The sequence below is a fragment of the Nocardioides sp. DN36 genome (assembly GCF_055380375.1).
The window spans coordinates 205295-222843 of record NZ_AP043823.1 but is presented as its reverse complement, the minus strand read 5'-3'; the positions used below and the strand labels follow the sequence as shown (position 1 = coordinate 222843).

At 71.0% G+C, this 17549-nt stretch carries 15 protein-coding genes; 4 read left to right on the top strand and 11 right to left on the bottom strand.

Going from position 1 to position 17549, the window contains the following annotated elements; all coding sequences use genetic code 11:
* The first annotated feature begins 154 nt into the window (after positions 1-154).
* Genes cofD through ACZ43H_RS01970 form a run of 3 tightly spaced genes read left to right on the top strand, consistent with a single transcriptional unit; the run spans position 155 to position 2958 of the window.
* Positions 155-1162 carry a 2-phospho-L-lactate transferase gene (gene cofD, locus ACZ43H_RS01980; RefSeq protein ID WP_464587334.1) on the top strand — a complete coding sequence of 336 codons (1008 nt, stop codon included), beginning with the start codon at positions 155-157 and terminating at the stop codon, positions 1160-1162.
* Entirely contained in the window at positions 1159-2148 is a 990-nt protein-coding gene (locus tag ACZ43H_RS01975) for a coenzyme F420-0:L-glutamate ligase (RefSeq protein WP_464587332.1), read from the top strand. Before cofD ends, ACZ43H_RS01975 begins: the two co-directional genes overlap by 4 nt.
* Positions 2149-2202: 54 nt before the next feature.
* Positions 2203-2958, top strand: a complete 756-nt coding sequence (locus ACZ43H_RS01970) for a DUF3105 domain-containing protein (protein WP_464587331.1) — start codon at positions 2203-2205, stop codon at positions 2956-2958.
* Positions 2959-3034: 76 nt separating this feature from the next.
* On the opposite strand, the gene ACZ43H_RS01965 is transcribed toward ACZ43H_RS01970, so the two are convergent.
* Positions 3035-4123, bottom strand: coding sequence for a mannose-1-phosphate guanylyltransferase (locus ACZ43H_RS01965; protein WP_464587329.1), 1089 nt, complete (start codon positions 4121-4123; stop codon positions 3035-3037).
* Between the two features lie 33 nt (positions 4124-4156).
* Here ACZ43H_RS01965 and ACZ43H_RS01960 point away from each other — a divergent pair, with 33 nt between their 5' ends.
* Positions 4157-4864 carry a TIGR03089 family protein gene (locus tag ACZ43H_RS01960; protein WP_464587327.1) on the top strand — a complete coding sequence of 236 codons (708 nt, stop codon included), beginning with the start codon at positions 4157-4159 and terminating at the stop codon, positions 4862-4864.
* Positions 4865-4888: 24 nt separating this feature from the next.
* Here ACZ43H_RS01960 and ACZ43H_RS01955 read toward each other — a convergent pair whose 3' ends face one another.
* The 10 genes from ACZ43H_RS01955 to ACZ43H_RS01910 form a co-directional block, all read right to left on the bottom strand.
* A complete protein-coding gene (locus ACZ43H_RS01955; protein WP_464587325.1) occupies positions 4889-7771 on the bottom strand; it encodes an FG-GAP-like repeat-containing protein in 2883 nt (960 codons plus the stop codon).
* Positions 7772-8030: 259 nt separating this feature from the next.
* Positions 8031-8825, bottom strand: coding sequence for an ABC transporter ATP-binding protein (locus tag ACZ43H_RS01950; RefSeq protein WP_464587323.1), 795 nt, complete (start codon positions 8823-8825; stop codon positions 8031-8033).
* On the bottom strand, positions 8822-9715 hold the full coding sequence (locus ACZ43H_RS01945) for an ABC transporter permease (RefSeq protein WP_464587321.1): 894 nt from the start codon (positions 9713-9715) through the stop codon (positions 8822-8824). Before ACZ43H_RS01945 ends, ACZ43H_RS01950 begins: the two co-directional genes overlap by 4 nt.
* On the bottom strand, positions 9712-11724 hold the full coding sequence (locus tag ACZ43H_RS01940; RefSeq protein ID WP_464587319.1) for a glycosyltransferase: 2013 nt from the start codon (positions 11722-11724) through the stop codon (positions 9712-9714). Before ACZ43H_RS01940 ends, ACZ43H_RS01945 begins: the two co-directional genes overlap by 4 nt.
* Positions 11721-12902 carry a UDP-galactopyranose mutase gene (glf, locus tag ACZ43H_RS01935; protein ID WP_464590718.1) on the bottom strand — a complete coding sequence of 394 codons (1182 nt, stop codon included), beginning with the start codon at positions 12900-12902 and terminating at the stop codon, positions 11721-11723. Before glf ends, ACZ43H_RS01940 begins: the two co-directional genes overlap by 4 nt.
* A 41-nt stretch (positions 12903-12943) precedes the next feature.
* Positions 12944-13885: a glycosyltransferase family 2 protein gene (locus tag ACZ43H_RS01930; protein ID WP_464587317.1), complete on the bottom strand. Its 942-nt coding sequence runs from the start codon at positions 13883-13885 to the stop codon at positions 12944-12946.
* A complete protein-coding gene (locus ACZ43H_RS01925; protein ID WP_464587316.1) occupies positions 13882-14832 on the bottom strand; it encodes a glycosyltransferase family 2 protein in 951 nt (316 codons plus the stop codon). The genes ACZ43H_RS01930 and ACZ43H_RS01925 overlap by 4 nt, the downstream gene beginning before the upstream one ends.
* Positions 14833-15058: 226 nt before the next feature.
* Positions 15059-16516 (bottom strand): LCP family protein, encoded by a 1458-nt coding sequence (locus ACZ43H_RS01920; RefSeq protein ID WP_464587314.1) that lies wholly within the window; start codon positions 16514-16516, stop codon positions 15059-15061.
* 94 nt (positions 16517-16610) lie between these two features.
* Positions 16611-17129 (bottom strand): acyl-CoA thioesterase, encoded by a 519-nt coding sequence (locus ACZ43H_RS01915; protein ID WP_464587312.1) that lies wholly within the window; start codon positions 17127-17129, stop codon positions 16611-16613.
* 10 nt (positions 17130-17139) lie between these two features.
* Positions 17140-17544: a hypothetical protein gene (locus tag ACZ43H_RS01910; protein ID WP_464587311.1), complete on the bottom strand. Its 405-nt coding sequence runs from the start codon at positions 17542-17544 to the stop codon at positions 17140-17142.
* Between the last annotated feature and the right edge of the window lie 5 nt (positions 17545-17549).

Below are 17549 nucleotides of genomic sequence, written 5' to 3'. Positions count from 1 at the left end.
CTATCGGAAGAAACCGGGAGGACCTGCGAAGAACACTGTGGGAATTACATGCCTGTCGTACCCCTGAAGTCAAGCGGCGATCTGGTATGAGGAGCAACCACCCGAACGTGCTATTGCCGAAGGGCCCAAGGTCCTCGTGCGCCAAGATAGGCACATGCAGAAAATCACGGTGCTCTCCGGGGGCATGGGGGGCGCGAAGTTCCTCCAGGGGCTCCTGCACGGCATCTCGACCGGCGTCCTCCCCGGCGTGGCCGACGACGCGACCGTCACCGTCGTCGCCAACACCGCCGACGACATCTGGGTGCACGGCCTCAAGGTCTGCCCGGACCTCGACACGGTGATGTACACGCTGGGCGACGGCATCGACCCCGAGCGCGGCTGGGGCCGACGCGACGAGACCTGGAGCGTGCGCGCCGAGCTCGCGGAGTACGGCGTGGAGCCGACCTGGTTCGGCCTGGGCGACCGGGACGTCGCCACCCATCTCGTGCGCACCCAGATGCTCGACGCGGGGTACCCGCTCTCGGCGGTCACCGAGGCGCTCTGCCGACGCTGGCTCGGCGCGGTCCCGGGCGTCCGCCTGCTGCCCATGACCGACGACCGGGTGGAGACCCACGTCGCGATCGCCGACCCCGACTCCCCCAGCGGACGACGGGTGGTGCACTTCCAGGAGTACTGGGTGCGCCTGCGGGCCCAGGTCCCGGCCGAGACCGTGCTGGTGGTCGGTCTCGAGGACTCGAGCCCCGGGCCCGGTGTCATCGACGCGATCACCGACGCCGACCTCGTCGTGCTGCCGCCGTCCAACCCGGTCGTCTCCGTGGGGACCATCCTCGGAGTCCCGCGGGTCCGCGAGGCACTGACCTCGACCCGGGCCCCCGTCGTGGGGCTCTCCCCCATCGTCGGCGGCGCCCACGTCCGCGGGATGGCCGAGCAGATGCTGACCTCGATCGGGGTCGAGGTCAGCGCCGCGGGCGTCGGCCTCCACTACGGCGCGCGCAGCGACGGCGGGGTCCTCGACGGCTGGCTCGTCGACGAGCGGGACGCCGAGCAGGTCCCGCGGCTCGCCGCGGCCGGGCTCGCCTGCCGCGCCGTACCCCTGATGATGACCGACCACGACGCGACCGCGGCGATGGCCGCAGAGGCCGTCGCCCTGGTCACCGGATGACGCGCGGCAAGCACCGTCTGCTGACCGTGGTCGCCCCCGACGGGGTCCCCGAGGTGCGTGCGGGCGACGACCTGGCCGGGCTGCTCCTGCCCCTGGTCGAGCTCGCCGACGGTGACGTGGTGGTGGTCACCAGCAAGGTGGTGAGCAAGGCCGAGGGCCGGGTCCGACCGGGCAGCCGCGAGGACGCCCTGCCCGGTGAGACCGCCCGCGTGGTGGCCCGTCGCGGGCCGACGACGATCGTGCGCACCCACCACGGACTGACCATGGCCGCGGCCGGCATCGACGCCTCGAACGTCGAGCCGGGGACCGTCGTGCTCCTGCCGGAGGACCCCGACGCCTCGGCCGCGAAGCTCCGGGCCGCGCTGCACCACAGCGCCGGCGTCAACGTGGGGGTGGTGGTCACCGACACGGCCGGCCGCGCCTGGCGCGAGGGGCAGACCGACATCGCGGTCGGGGCCGCCGGCGTGCTGGTGCTCGACGACCACGCGGGCCGGGTCGACGCGCACGGCAACTCCCTGGCCGTCACCGCGCCCGCGGTCGCCGACGAGATCGCGGGCATGTGCGAGCTCGCCCAGGGCAAGCTCGGCGGCCGGCCCTTCGCCGTCGTCAGTGGCCGACCGGACCTGGTGCTGCCGGTGGGCGAGGACGGCCCCGGGGCCGGCGCCCTCGTGCGTCCCGAGGGGTCGGACCTGTTCGGGTACGGCGCCCGCGAGGCCGTCCTGCGCGCCCTGCGCGCCGATCCCGCCGACCGTGCTCCCTTCGGCGACCCGGCTCCCGCCGCGGACCTCGTCGCCGCGGTGCACGCGACCCTCGGGCCGGAGGTCGCGGTCATCGACGACGGCCGCGGCGGCCTCGTCGTGCAGCCGGGCCCGCGGGGCCCCGGAGCCCTGCGCGCACTCGCGTTCGCGCACGGCTGGGAGGCGGTGACGGAGGCCGGCGACGACGAATCCTCCGGTCGGGTCGGGTTGCGCCCGGCCAGTCCGTAGACTCTGCCGTCGAACATCGCCGGACCGCCCGCACGACCCCGAGGAAGCCGACCCGTGGCCAAGAAGCCCGCCAAGTCCGACCGCCAGGCGGTCATCGACCAGATCCGCAAGAAGCAGAAGGGCGATGAGCGTCGTCGCGGTCTCGCGATCGTCGGTGTCTGCGTCCTCATCGCGGTGCTGATCGTCGGCGCCGCGGCGTTCAAGCCGATCAAGGACTGGTACGACAACCGGAAGTTCGACAACGTCGCGCTCGCGGACATCGGCTCCCCGGCGTCGAGCTGCCAGAAGGTCGTCACCAAGAAGGCCAACGGCAACCAGGACCACGTCCCCACGGGCACGAAGGTCGACTACAAGCAGGCGCCTCCGGCCTTCGGCGCGCACTGGAACCAGGCGGGCGTCGCGCCGGCGCCGATGGAGCGCAAGCTCTACACCGACGACCGTCCCGAGCTCGAGTCGCTGGTCCACAACCTCGAGCACGGCTACACGATCCTCTGGTACGACAAGACCGTCGCCGACGACGACGGCGCCATGAGCGACCTCCGGGCCATCGCCAGCAAGTTCGAGGGGACCTCGAACTTCCGCGACAAGTTCATCGCGGCGCCATGGACGTCGGCCGACGAGAACGGCAAGACCTTCCCCGACGGCCAGCACGTCGCCTTCACGCACTGGTCGGCCGGCGGCACCGGTCAGTCCGACGCCTCCAAGCAGGTGGGCGTGTGGCAGTACTGCTCCGGCGTCAGCGGCGCGGCGCTGCAGACGTTCATGGACAAGTACCCCTACTTCGACTCGCCCGAGCCCAGCGCGATGTGATCGCCGGGCGCTCGCCCGACGACGAACAAGCAGCACCGGACGCCGGTCGCGCGACCTCCCTCAGCCCGCCCCGGGCTCAGGTGAGGTCCGTGCGGCCGGCGTCGTGCAGCCCGGCCACCACCTGCTTGACCTCCTGCGCGCGGGCCCGGGTGGTCACCAGGACTGCATCGGGGGTGTCGACGACCACGACGTCCTCGACTCCGACCACGGCCACCATCCGGCCGGACCGCGGCACCACCAGGCCGCTGGACGCGACCGCCTGCACGAGCGCGCGGTCGCCGAGGACCGTCGTACCGTCGCCCTCGCCGAGCAGGCCCGCCAGCGAGTCGAAGTCGCCCACGTCATCCCAGTCGAACGACGCCGGCACGACCGCGACCCGGCCGGCCTCGGCGGCGGGCTCCGCCACGGCGTGGTCGACGGCGATCCGCGGCAGGGTCGGCCACGTCTCCTCGAGACGTGCGGGATCGGCGGCGATCGCGCGGAGCGCGGCGGCGAAGTCCGGGTGCCAGCGCCCCAGCAGGTCGAGCAGCACCGTGGGCCGCACCACGAACATGCCGGCGTTCCACCGGTAGGCGCCGGTCGCGAGGTACCGCTCCGCCACCTCGGTCGACGGCTTCTCGACGAACGCCTGGACGCCCCGCACCCCCGGCAGGCCGGGCAAATCATCGGGACCGACGTGGATGTAGCCGAACGCCGAGGAGGGTCCGGTCGGCTCGATGCCGAGCGTGACCAACCAGTCCCGGCGTGCGGCCTCGACGGCCCGCGCCACCGACGTCGCGAACGCCTCGACGTCGGCGATCACGTGGTCCGCGGCGAACGAGCCCATCACCGCGTCCGGGTCCTCGCGCTCGAGCAGCGCCGCCGCGAGCCCGATGGCCGCCATCGAGTCCCGGGGCGAGGGCTCGGCGAGGACCGCCGTGGGGCCGAGGCCGGGCAGCTGCTCGACCACGGCGGCGCGGTGCGCCCGCCCGGTCACGACGACGAACCGGTCCTCCGCCATCGGCGCCAGCCGGGCCCAGGTCTCCTGCAGGAGCGACATCCCGCTGCCGGTCAGGTCCTGGAGGAACTTGGGTGAGGCGGCCCGTGAGAGCGGCCAGAGCCGCGTCCCGGCCCCGCCGGCGGGGATCACGGCCCAGAAGTGGTCGAGGGACCCGGTGGCAGCCATGGGCGCAGCATAGGTGGCCCCTACGCTCGTGCCGTGACCACCTTCAGCGCGCTGCTGTCCACCCTCCTCCGCGCCGAGCCCGGTCGACCCCTGGTGACGTGGTACGACCACGCGACCGGCGAACGGGTCGAGCTGTCGGTGACGACGTACGCCAACTGGGTGGCCAAGGCCGCCTCGCTGCTCGTCGAGGAGCACGACCTCGAGCGGGGCCAGGGCCTGCACCTGGATCTCCCCACACACTGGCTGGGGCCGGTCTTCCTCGGCGCCGCCTGGACGGTGGGCCTGGTCGTGACCGGGCCCGACGAGGCGGACGCGGTCGTCTGCGGCCCCGACGGTCTGGCGACCTGGGGGCCGCGCGCGGCCGACCTGCCCGTGCTCGCCTGCTCGCTGCTCCCGATGGGCGTGCGGTTCGCCGAGCCCCTGCCCCCCGGCGTGCACGACGTCGGCGTCGAGGTCTGGTCGCAGCCCGACGCCTTCACGCCGTGGGACCCGCCCGGCCCCGAGGACCCGGCACTGCCGGGCGTCTCCCAGGCCGAGCTGTGGCGAACGGCCGCCGCCGGGAGTCTCCTCACCGACGGCGGCCGTCTCCTGTCGGAGGCGAACCCGGCTTCCCCACCGGGGATCGCCTCCTTCGCGGAGCCGCTCGCACGCGGCGGCTCCGTGGTCCTGGTGTCCCACGCCGACCCGGGGCGGCTCGAGGCGACCTACGTCGCCGAGCGCGCCACGGCTCGCTTCCCTTGATCGTGGGCCAGGCTCCGGACCGGATCATCCGGCCAGGTCGTAGGCCCCCATCCCCTCGCCCAGGAACCGGCGCGGCGAGAAGCCCGTGGCGGTCCCCGGGATGAGCCACAGGTAGCCCGTCTTCCGGGCCCGGACGATGAGGTCCGGGTGCCCGGTCAGGCCCACGTCGCTGACCCCGACGACCCAGTCGTACGGCGACAGGTCGAGCCCGAGCGACTCCGGGCTCGTGAGGCCACCCGGCCCGTTGCCCGGGAACAGCGTCAGCTTCGACCCCTGGCGGAAGAGGCTGTCGGGAGCCCCGTCCCGGTTCCAGCGACCGACCGCAACCTGGCTGCCGGCCGCGATGCTGCCGTGGGCGACGTAGCTCGCCGCGAGGCCGTCGACGCCGTTGCCGGGATAGATGCGGATCGCGCCGCCCCGCGGCTGGCCCATCAGGTCCGGCCACCCGTCACCGGTCATGTCACCGACCGCGGCCAGCAGGCCGACGTCGCCGAAGCCCTTGCCGATCACGACGGCCTTGGCGAAGTGGCCCTCGCCGTCCCCGAGGCGCAGCTTGAGGTTCCCGTGGGCGTGGGTGCGCAGGATGATGTCGCCGTGCCCGTCGCGGTTCCAGTCGCCGGCGTTGAGCACCAGGTCGGCACGGCGCAGGCTCGCGCCCGTGACGATGGGCCGGGCCAGCTCCACCGTGCCGGCGTTGACGAGCAGCACCGGTCCCGCGCTGGTCCGGGCGACCAGGTCCGGATTCGCGTCGCCCGTCAGGTCGACGGCGGTGACACCCGTGGCGGCGGCGACGCGCGTCACCTCGCCCACCGGGTGGCCGAAGGTGCCGTCGGCCATCCCGGGCCGGATCACGGCGGGCTTGCCCTTCTTCGCCGCCAGGAGATCGGGACGACCGTCGGCGTTGAAGTCGCCGAAGCCGGTGAGCGTGGAGTACCCACCCCAGGCGCCCGGCAGCTGGACGGGCTTGCCCAGCCCGGTCCCTCCCGTGCCGGGGACGCGCCACAGCCGGCCGTCCCGGTCACGGGCGAGGAGGTCGGCGTGCCCGTCACCGTCCACGTCCCCGGTGGCCGCCAGCGCGTCGTAGCCTGCCCAACCCTCGGCCAGGACCTCCCGGCGGAACGCCCCGTTGCCGGCGCCGCGGTAGAGCTCGAGCCGTCCGTCGGACGTACGCCGCGCCACCAGGTCGTTGCGACCGTCGCCGTCGAGGTCACCCACGGCCGTGACGAGGTCCCGACCGACCAGCTGGTCGCTCGCCTTCACCGGGGCTCCGAAGCCCCCGGCTCCGTCACCGGGCAGGACCCGGGAGGATCCGTCGGACGAGCGTGCCACCAGGTCGCCCTTGCCGTCACCGGTCACGTCCGGAGTGGCGACCAGCGAGTCGCCGTCCGGGACGGCCAGCGCCGTCGGCGTCTGGAAGCCCGTCATGCCCCCGGTCGGGAGGATGACCGCCCGGCCGTCACTGGCGCGGCGCACGATCAGGTCGGGGTGTGACGTCGAGGCCAGGTCGGACTCCAGCTCACGCCCGGACCACCCTCGCTGGGCGGCCGCGGCGAGCTCACGGATCCGGGGCACCTTGGCGTAGAGGTAGCGGCCGGGGCAGGCCGTCTGGCCGGCGTCCCGGTGACCGTTGATCGCCTCGAACCGCGACGGGCCGACCTGCTGGCTGGTCGACGATGCGTCGACGCCGTGCAGCGAGAGCTTCCAGGCGAACAGCGCGCCGTACGCCTGGACCATCGCCTGGGAGGGCTGGTGGATGTCGTAGTTGCCGATCGCCGACATGGCGAAGGAGTAGTCGTTGTAGTTGAGCGTGTGCGCGCCCACGACCGGCCGGTCGATGCCGCCGTACCGTCCCTCCCAGATCCGCCCGAAGCGGTCGACGAGGAAGTTGTAGCCGATGTCGCTCCAGCCGCGCGAGCGCGTGTGGTACGCGTAGATGCTGCGGATGATGCCCGGCACCTCGGCCCGCGTGTAGTCGTTGGCGTTGACCGTGTGGTGCACGAAGCCGGCGTGCACCTCGAAGTAGTGCAGGGAGCTCTTGTCGCGCAGCGACTCGTCGGCGCCCCACTGGGCACGGGAGTAGATGACCGGTTTGGGGGTGTAGACCGCGGCCTGCAGGTCGAGCGCGTCGGTGCTGCCGTCGTCCGACGTCACCGTCGCCTGGGGCGCCGCTCCGGGCGATGCCACCTCGGGGGCCGCCGGCGCGGTGGCGCCGTCCGTCGCGCCGGTGTCTAGCGCCGGGGCCTCGGACTCGCTGTGGGAGGCCTTGCCCGGGTCGACGACCGCCATCTTCATGTCGGCCGGCATCTGTCCGTGCACCGCCTCGGCGCGCACCTGGACCTGGTCGACGTCCCCCACCAGCAGCGCGTCGGTGCCGGGCCGTGCGTGGCGCGCCTCGGCGCTGCCCGGGTCCGGCCCGTGGTCGGCGTCGTAGGCCAGCTTCATCCAGTCCGACCACTCCTCGCCGGTCCGGGTGCGGACCTCGAAGCTGAGGTCGGACTCGGGAACGTCGACACCGTGCTCCCAGGTGACACCGACGGCGCCGTACCCCACGACCGCCTGGGGGCGGCTGGTCAGCTCGGAGCTGCCCGGCAGGGAGCCGACCCGGGTGCGCGCCTGGAGGTGCGCGGCGTCGACGCGGGCTCCGGGGGGCGCGGTCAGGGAGTACTCCGTGACCGTCGGGTCCACGACCTGCGTCGGCACCACGGACTTGCGGGTCTGGGCGCGGGTGTACGCCGCGAACTCGGCCGCCACCGGACCGCGGGCCGCTGCGCCGGCCGAGGCCGACGGGGACTCCCGGACGACGTCGAGGGTGACCACGCTGGCGGCGGGGGTCAGGGCGGCGAGGACGACTCCGAGGGCCAGGATCTGCTGGCACGCGGTGATGAAACGCGTCTTGCTGGGTGGCATCGGCGGCAACTCTCAGTGCGGGGGAAGATTCACACGTTGCGCAACTTTCACATGAGTCACAGGGACCACGGAAGAGAAACTGAGTAACTACAACGGTGTAATTTCCACTCGACACGCCGTCGAATGCGAGATTTGTCAAGTCGAGGATGCACCAGCCGGGGCTCCCCCGTACGCAGGACACGCCAGGACGCCGGAACGCCGAGCCGGCGCAGGCTCGTGGTGAGCCTGCGCCGACTCGGCGTCCGTCGTCAGGTCCGGGTCAGATGTCGGCGCCCAGGTCCTCGTCGGAGTCCTCGGCGTCGTTCTCGTCGGGCTCGTTCTCGGTGCTGTCGTCGTCGTACTTGAGGTAGCGGATCCCCTCGTCCACGTCGCCGTCGAAGCCCACGCGGCCCTTCTCGAGCACGATCACGCGGTCGCACATCTTGCGGACCGAGCCGGCCGCGTGGCTCACGTAGAAGAGCGTGCGCCCGCTGTCGCGGATCTCCTTCATCCGCTCCATGCACTTCTTCTTGAAGGGCCGGTCCCCCACCGCGAGCACCTCGTCGGCCAGGAAGATGTCGGAGTCGACGTGGATGGCGACCGAGAAGCCGAGCCGCGCGAACATGCCCGAGGAGTAGTTGCCGACGGGTGCGTCGAGGTGCCGCCCGATGTCGGCGAACTCCACGATGTCGTCGAACTTGCGTCGGGTCTCCTGCTCGCTCATCCCGAGGATCGCGGCGTTGAGGTAGACATTCTCGCGCCCGGTCAGCTGCGGGTGGAACCCGGCACCGGTGGCGATCAGCCCGGCGATGCGCCCGCGCGTCATCACCGCTCCCTCGTCGGGTCGCATGATCCCGTTGATCAGCTTCAGGAGCGTGCTCTTGCCGGAGCCGTTGAGCCCCATCAGACCGATCGACTCGCCCTGCTGGACGCTGAACGAGACGTCGTCGAGGGCCTTGAAGTCGTCGCTGATGTCGTGGCCCTTCACCATGGCGACGGTCATCTGCTTGAAGGTGCGGTGGTAGCGCAGCGTGAACGTCTTGCTGACGTTCTCGACCACGATCGACTCGGTCACGACAGTCGCTCCGGAATCCGGTTCTGCAGGCGGGTGAAGACGATCTGGCCGATCACCAGGATCACGAGCGAGGAGAAGACGGCCATCACTCCGTGCTGGAACAGGTTCGCAGGCAGGTCGGTCTTCGCAGTCTCCGCGGGATCGGAGGTGGTGCCGACCCAGAAGGCACGCTGCATGAGGAGCACCGCGTCCGCGATCGGGTTCGCCAGGTAGGCGTCGACGTGGCCGTTGAACCGGTCGTAGACCTTGGTGTACGGGTAGATCATCGGCACGCCGAACCGCACGAAGTTGGTCAGGATGCTGACCGCGCTCGCGAAGTCGCGGAAGAACACGTTCGCGGCCGCGAACAGCAGCGACAGCCCGGTGCCCAGCAGCATGATGATGAGCAGCGCCAGCACGACGGCGACCATGCCCATCGGATCGGGCGACCAGCCGTAGAACAGGCAGGCGACCACGAGGATCACCAGCTGCGGCCCGACGTGGTAGAGCGAGACGAGCATGGACGCGACCGGGAACATCTCCCGCGGCATCGCCATCTTCTTCACCAGCGACTTGTTGCGCACGATCGAGCGGGTGCCCGCGTTGAACGTCTCGGTGAAGAAGTGGACGACGATCAGGCCCGCGAAGATGTGGATCGCGAAGTTCTGGACGTCCTTGTGCAGGTTCAGGATGAAGCCCATCACGAACCAGTAGATGAAGAACTGGGTCAGCGGGTTGATGTAGGACCACAGCAGACCCAGGAACGAGCCCTGGTAGCGCGCAGCGATCTCGCGCCGGACGAGCAGCTTGAGCAGGTAGCGGCGGCGGAAGACCTCGAGCAGCCCCTGGTTGGCCGAGGGGGCGGTCAGCGGTGCGTCGACGACCCGGGCCGTGCTCACGGCCTCACTCATCGAGCGTCCTCCGGGGCCGGCGACGCCTCGGACTGCGTCCAAGGCTGGAGAGTCGCGTCCCACGCTTCCGGCGAGGTGATGTCGCCGAGCCGGGCCCGGTACTCCTCGGCGAGGCGCGGCCACTCACGACGCAGCCGCTCGTGGAGCTCGATGGTCTTGAGGGTCAGCTCGCGGAACCGCTCCGGGTCGCGCTGGTAGAGCGCGGCCGAGGTGCCGTCGTTCATCGAGACCACGGCGGAGTCGTAGCGGGCCAGCCGGTACCACTTGGCGTCCATCGCCTTCACCTCGGCCTCGGGGAACTCGCGCGCGAGCTCGCGGGTGGCCTTGAGCTGCCGGATCGGCGCCAGGCCGGCGGTCACCAGCTGGGAGAGGCGGCTCGGGACCTCGGCGTCGTCCTTGCCCCGGCGCGGCGGCTTCTTGCGGCGCACCGGCGGGAACGCGTCGGGGTCGGCCTCCAGCCGCGCGTCCGTGAACTGCTTGCGGAACGCGTTGACCTCGGCGAGCTTGGTGGGCAGGTCGCGGTGGAGCTGCTCCGGGCCGGCCAGCACGTCCTCGAGGGCCAGGTGGCGCAGCTCGACCGTGGAGTACTGCATGGACACCAGGTGCTTGATCTGGTGGTTCAGGCTCTCCCGGATCATCCGGCCGCCCTTGGGGTACGGCGAGTGCAGCAGCGCCGCGACGAAGCGGTTGCGGTGATGGAAGTAGGCCTGCCAGTCCAGCGCGTCGTTCTTGTCGGTCCACGGCACGTGCCAGACCGCTGCGCCGGGGAAGGTCACCGTGGGGTAGCCGGCCTCCTTGGCGCGCAGGCCGTACTCGGAGTCGTCCCACTTGATGAAGAGCGGCAGCGAGAGTCCGACGTCCGCGAGCACCTGACGCGGGATCAGGCACATGAACCAGCCGTTGAAGTCCACGTCGACCCGCTTGTGCAGCCAGCGCGTCGACCGCAGGTTGCGGGCCGCGAAGTCCCAGTCGGGGAGCACGTCGGGGGGCGACTGCCACCAGAAGCGCCACGGCTGGATGATCTCGCCGAAGCTGTGCAGCCGCGAGCGTGAGAAGAGGCTGAACATGTGACCGCCCACGATCGTGGGGCGGCGGGCCAGGTCGCCGAACGTGATCGCGCGGATGATGCCCTCGGGCTCGCAGACGACGTCGTCGTCCATCATCATCGCGTAGTCCGCGGTGCCCTTGCGGACCGACTCGAGCTGGCCGCGGGCGTAGCCGCCCGAGCCCCCCAGGTTGCCCTGCTCGAGGACCCGCAGCGTCGAGCCCAGCAGGGCCTCGGCCTTCGCGAAGTCCGGGGAGTCGACGACCTTCTGGGTGCCCTGCTCCATCACGAAGACGGTGTCGAGGTAGGGGCGCAGCTGCTCGTCCTCGCCGAGCTGCGCGAGCAGCTTGGCGCAGAAGTCGGGGCGGTTCATCGTGGTGATGGCGATGTCCACGACGCCGTGCCGGGCCCGGTCCTCGGGCACGTCCGCGACCCATTCGGCCGACTCGACGAGCACGTCCTCGACGCCGGCGGTGACGTCGTACCAGTACCACCCGCCGTCGACGAACGGCTTGAGCGAGAGGTCGAAGGCGAAGGTGCCCTCCACCTCCGAGCCCGTGGTGGCCGAGTCGACGCGCTGGGAGCGGCCGTTCGCCATCGACTTGTAGACGGTGACCGAGGCCCCCCGGCCGACCAGCTTCACGGTCAGGGTGACGTCGGTGACGACCGTCCACCGGCGCCAGTAGCTGGCCGGGAACGCGTTGAAGTAGGTGCCGAAGGACAGCCGCTCCCCCACCGGGACGCGCAGGCAGGTGCGCGACTCGACCTGGTCGGGGTGGATGCGGGCTCCCGACGAGACGTTCTGCCGCAGCGCGGCGGCGTTCATCTCCTTGGCGTTGCGGTTGGCGCCGATCTCGTACTTGTCGGCGTCGAGGACCGCGGGCTCGGGGTCGACGTACAGCGGGAAGACATCGGTGTCACGGTCCAGCGGCAGGACCTGTCGCTGGAGCAGTCGGGTGGTCATTCTTCAACGCCTCCGCTCTGGAGGGCCGCGCCTTCGACGAAGTGCGGCTTGAGCTTGTTCTCGAACATGGACAGCGCCGAGCCGATCGCCATGTGCATGTCGAGGTACTTGTAGGTGCCGAGGCGGCCGCCGAAGAGCACCATCGGCTCCTTCTTCGCGAGCTCTCGGTACTTCAGCAGCTTCTCCCGGTCCTCGGCGGTGTTGACCGGGTAGTAGGGCTCGTCGTCGTCCTCCGCGAAGCGGGAGTACTCGTGGACGATGACGGTCTTGCCCGAGATGTAGGTGCGCTCGGGGTGGAAGTGCTTGAACTCGTGGATGCGGGTCCACGGCACGTCCTGGTCGTTGTAGTTCATGACCGCGCAGCCCTGGAAGTCGTCGACCTGCTTGACCTCGGCCTCGAGGTCGACGGTGCGCCAGGACAGCCGGCCCTCGGAGTTCCCGAAGTACTCGTCGACCGGACCGGTGTAGACGATCGGGACCTTGCCCTTGAGCTCGTCCGCGACGTCGAAGAAGTCCGTCTCGAGGCGGACCTCGATGTTCGGGTGGTCGGCCATCTTCGTCAGCCAGGCGGTGTAGCCGTCGACGGGCAGGCCTTCGTACTTGTCGTTGAACCAGCGGTTGTCGAAGTTGTAGCGCACCGGGAGCCTGGTGATGATGTCGGCGCCCAGCTTCGTCGGGTCGGTCTGCCACTGCTTGGCGGTGTAGCCCTTGATGAAGGCCTCGTAGAGGGGGCGGCCGATCAGGCTGATCGCCTTCTCCTCGAGGTTGGTCGCCTCGGAGGTCTCGATCTCGCTGGCCTGCTCGGCGATCAGGGCGCGCGCCTCGTCGGGGGTGTGGGACTTCCCGAAGAACTGGTTGATCAGGCCGAGGTTCATCGGCAGCGAGTAGACCTGGCCGTCGTACTGCCCGAAGACCCGGTGCTGGTAGTTGGTGAACGAGGTGAACCGGTTGACGTACTCCCAGACCTTCTCGTTCGAGGTGTGGAAGAGGTGCGCACCGTAGACGTGCATCTCGATGCCGGTCTCGGGGTCGGCCTCGCTGTAGGCGTTGCCGCCGAGGTGGTGGCGCCGCTCGAGCACGAGGACACGCAGGCCCAGCTCGGTGGCGCACCGCTCCGCGATGGTCAGTCCGAAGAAGCCGGAGCCGACGACGACGAGGTCGGGGGTGGACTCGGACAAAGACAAGGGGTGAACTCCTGACGGTTGGCGCGGCGGCAAGTCTAGCGACGCGGGGCCGGGCCCTCGGGGACGCGACGCATGGTCCGCGCCGACCCCATGGCCCGGATCACATTGCCCGCCTCCGCGCGTCCCCCGCGCACCGGGCTGAGCAGGACCACCACGGCGGCGATCAGGTAGGGCTTCAGCCTCACCAGGACGTTCTCGCCGTACCGGAAGTGGACCACGAAGAGGTTGCGGAACATGTAGAACCCCTTCCAGCCGGCGAGGTCGTGCTGCTGGTCGAAGTCGAGCTGGCGCACCAGCACGGCGTCGCGGATGCCCCAGATCCGGAACCCCGCGCGGCGGGCGCGCACAGCGAAGTCGGCGTCGTCGTAGAAGATGAAGAACGACGCGTCCGGGAACCCGATCGCGTCGACCACCTCACGGCGGACCATGAAGCCCTCGAAGGCGACGTTCTCCAGCTCGACGCGCTCGGGCATCGCCGCCCGGGTGCCGAAGTCGGTCTCGACCATCCCCGTCTTGGGCTTGATCGCGAGCGGGTTGTGCAGGTCGAACCGGGTGGCGGCCTTCTCGACCAGGTGACCGGCGGTGTCCTCGCGGACCGCCATCAGGCAGGCCTCGTCCTGGGCCATCAGCACCTCGAGGCAGGTCGGGGTCGGGACGACGTCGTCGTCCATCAGCCAGATCCGGTCGTGGCCGGCCTCGTAGGCCTTCTTCATCCCGAGGTGGAAGCCACCCGCTCCGCCGAGGTTGTCCTCGCTGTGGGTGACCCGCAGCGGCAGGTCGTCGCGGTGCAGCACCTCGGCGGTGTGGTCGGTGCTGGCGTTGTCGATCACGTAGACGGCGTCGACCGGCCGGGTCTGCGCGACCAGGCCGTCGAGCATCCGGGTCAGCAGGTCGGCGCGGTTGAAGGTCACGATGACCACCGCGACGCTCTCGCGGGCCCTCGGTGCGCCGAGGGCGGAGTCGTCTCGCTGGGTCATCGCAGGAACCTCTCGTGGCCGGTGAAGTCGCCGCGCAGCCCCGCCACCATGGCCCGGGCGCTGAGCAGCAGGCGGGCCGCGGACGGGCGGGTGAACGTGTAGAACCACACGGTCTTCGCCACGAACGCGAGGGCGTGCGGCCAGCCGCGGTACTCGCGCAGGTTCAGCAGGTTGTTGCGGGCCATGCAGTAGTGCTTGAGGTCGCTGGGGCTGTGGTTGTACGTCGTACGGCCGAACATCATCGGCGTGCCGAGCTCGCCCACGCTGGGGTGCCGGACCCGTGCGTCGACCACGGTCGCGACCCGACCTCCCGCGCGCTCGGCGCGGAGACGGTACTCGTGGTCGTCGCCCCAGATGAAGAACTCCGCGCGCGGCAGGCCGATCCGCTCGACGAGCTCGCGGGTGACCAGGACGCCGTTGAACGGGATCACCACGTCGCGGATCACCCCGTCGGTCGCCGCGGCCGTGACGTCGGCCATCCGGTGCACGACCCGGGTTCCGCCCGGCAGCCGGATCGGGAAGACCAGCCGGTCCGGCTCCGCCTCGTCCACCACGACCGGGCCCCAGAAGTCCAGGTCCCCGCTCCGGGTCAGCAGCGTGGCCAGGCACTCGGGATCGGGCAGCCCGTCGTCGTCCATTAGCCAGGCCAGGTCGGCACCTCGCTCCATCGCCCAGGCGAGCCCGTCGTGGAACCCGCCGGCACCGCCCCGGTTCTCGTCGAGGGTCCGGCCGAGCACCCGGGCACCCACCTGCGGCTCTCCGCCGGCACCCAGCGAGGCGAGCCAGTCCCCCGTGCCGTCGGTGGAGGCGTTGTCGACGACGAGGACCTCGTCGACCTCGGGCACCGTCCGCAGCCGCTCGAGCAGGCGCTGCAGCAGCTCGAGCCGGTTGAACGTGACCACCACGGCGACGATGCGGCGCGCGGGTCCGGTCGGGGGCTCGGTCACGGCCCACACCCTAGGCGGCGCGCCCCCGCCGGCACGAAACCACCCGCACCGGACCACCCCAGGCAGTGGTCGAGGAGCGAGCGCCAGCGAGCGTCTCGAAACCACCCCCCATCAGTTCCGAGGCGCTCGCTCCTCAACCACCGACAGCACCCTCCGGTTCCGAGGCCACCGACGGCGCTCCCCCGCTCTGGGGCAGGGGCAGGGCGTCACGCGTGGCTGGACGGGTTCAGCAGGCCGACTCGAGGTCCTCGGCCTGGTTCGCGGCGTACCCGTCGCTGAGCGAGCCCACCGAACCGCCGGTGACCACGCCGTTGCCGCCGCCGGAGCGCTTGTGCGGCTTGCCCGACTTCGGGGCGGTGCCCTCGGCCCGGTCGATCGCCTCGGTGACCTTCTTCTGGATCAGCGCGATGTCGGGATCGGCCGTGTTGATCATCGGCGGCACCAGCGACAGCGTCGAGATCTTCTGGCCCTTGGCCTTGAGCGCCAGCGCCATGAACCGGTCGACCTCGCTGGCGGGGATGTCGGTGGAGATCATCGCCGAGGAGGCGTCCGCGATCTTCTCGAAGTTGCGCACCGCCACCTGCGGGCTGACCTGGTCCAGCATCGCGCTCATCACGCACTTCTGGCGGGCCATCCGGGAGTAGTCGTCGGAGCCGTCACGGGCCCGGGCGAACCACAGCGTGTCGTGGCCGTTGAGCTTGCGCACGCCGGGCTGGATGTAGCCGGTGACGTCGGAGCCCAGGCCGCCGACCGGGATCGGCGCGCGGACGTTCAGCGTGACGCCGCCGACCGCGTCGACGAGGTCCTTGAACCCCTCGAGGTTGACCATCGCCCAGTAGTTGATCTTCAGGCCGGTGATCCCCTCGATGCCCATGATCGTGGCGTCCACGCCCGGGTTGTCGGAGTCCGGGAAGAGCTCGGTGTGGTCGCCGGCCCAGGTGCTGACCCCGTTGAGGTAGTCGGCGTCGAACCCGTGCGGGAACTGCTTGTGCATCACCGAGCCCTCGACGAACGGGAAGTTCGTCATGTTGCGCGGGAGCGAGATGAGGACGGTGCGGCCGGTGTCCTCGTCGATGCTGGCGATCGTCATCGAGTCCGGACGCAGGCCCCAGCGGCCGGCTCCGGAGTCACCGCCCAGCAGCAGGACGTTGTAGCGGCCGTCGTGGGAGTCGCTCACCGCGCCGTTGCCGAACATGCTGAGCATGAAGTCGCGCTGCACCCCGACCAGGTGCGCGCCGAAGAGGAGGCTGCCCGCGACCGAGAGGCAGAGGACGCCGTTCACTCCGACCACCGCTCGGCGGTGGTTCATGGCCAGGGTCAGCGGCTGACCGATCCGCCACGCGTCGACGAACAGGGCCGCCCAGCCGATCGCCCCGACCATGAGGCCGAGGCGCAGCAGGCCGAGCATCATGGTGTTCGAAGCCAGCCAGAAGGCGAGCTCGTGCCACATCAGGCCGACGAGCACGGTCATCACGAAGGCGGCGCAGAGCGCCAGCCAGATGCGCAGCGCGATCCGGCCGACCTTGCGGTTGCCCGCGACCAGCTGGGCGGAGCCCGGCAGGACGAGCGTCATGACCATGAGCGCCATCGCGCGGCGGAAGCGGACCCGGGCCGCCCGCTCGTCGGTGCTGGAGCGGGTGGGGCTCTGGCGGTCGTGCAACCCGGGGGAAGAGACGGGTGGCATCGAATGCCTCTCTGCTGGTGGTGCTGGGGTCGGGGACCCCTGGGGAAGGGTGGTGCTGCCCGCCAGTATCACCAGCCACAGGCGTCACAGTCCGTCACGACGCGCCGGAGGACCGCCCCTTCTCGATCTCGTGCCGCTTCGCGAGCCGGTGGGCCCGGCGGATCTCGGCCTCCCGAAGCCGGCGCTCCTCGTCGGGCGTCTCGGGCAGCAGGCCCGGCACGGGACGGGCCCGCCCGTTGGGGTCGACGGCCACGAAGACGAAGTACGCCGACGCGACGTGGAGCGCGTGGGCGTCGGGATCGTTCCACGGCTGGGTCTCGACGCGTACGCCGATCTCCATCGACGACCGGCCGGCCCAGTTCACCTGGGCGAACGTGCGCACGATGTCCCCGACGTGGACGGGCTCGAGGAACGCCATCTCGTCCATCGCCGCGGTCACGGCCGGACCGCCGCTGTGGCGTTGGGCCACCGCCCCGGCGGTCGAGTCGGCGAGCTTCATGATCTCGCCGCCGTGGATGTTGCCGAGCAGGTTCGCCTCGTTGCTCGAGGTGATGATCGCGAGCGACACCCGCGCGTAGGACGGGGGCAGTGCGCCGAGGGTTCCGGTGGACATGCCTCGCACGCTAGCGGTCCGGCGGGAGCGCCTCGTCGAGGGACCGTCGCAACCTGTTCCACTGCCGGGCCCACGCCTGCACCGGCGCCAGCGAGCGCTCGAGGACCGCGAGCTGGTCGTCGAGCACCGCGAGCTCGGCCTGCAGCGCCTGGATGCTCAGCCGCTTCGCGTGCACCTCCCGCACCAGCACCTCCACCTCGGCGGTGACCGGCGGCATCTGGTCGGCGAGCCGCCGCAGGGTGGTCAGCATCCGGTTGACCGTGGCCGGCACCGGAGCCGGGAGGGCGCCGATCGCGGTCCCTCCCACACTCGCCCCGACACTCGCCATCGCCTCCACCACGGCGCGGGTGCTGTCGACGAAGGCGTCGACGGTGCTGTGGAGCAGCCCGTGCTGCCCGGCGTCGGTCGGAGGCACGCAGC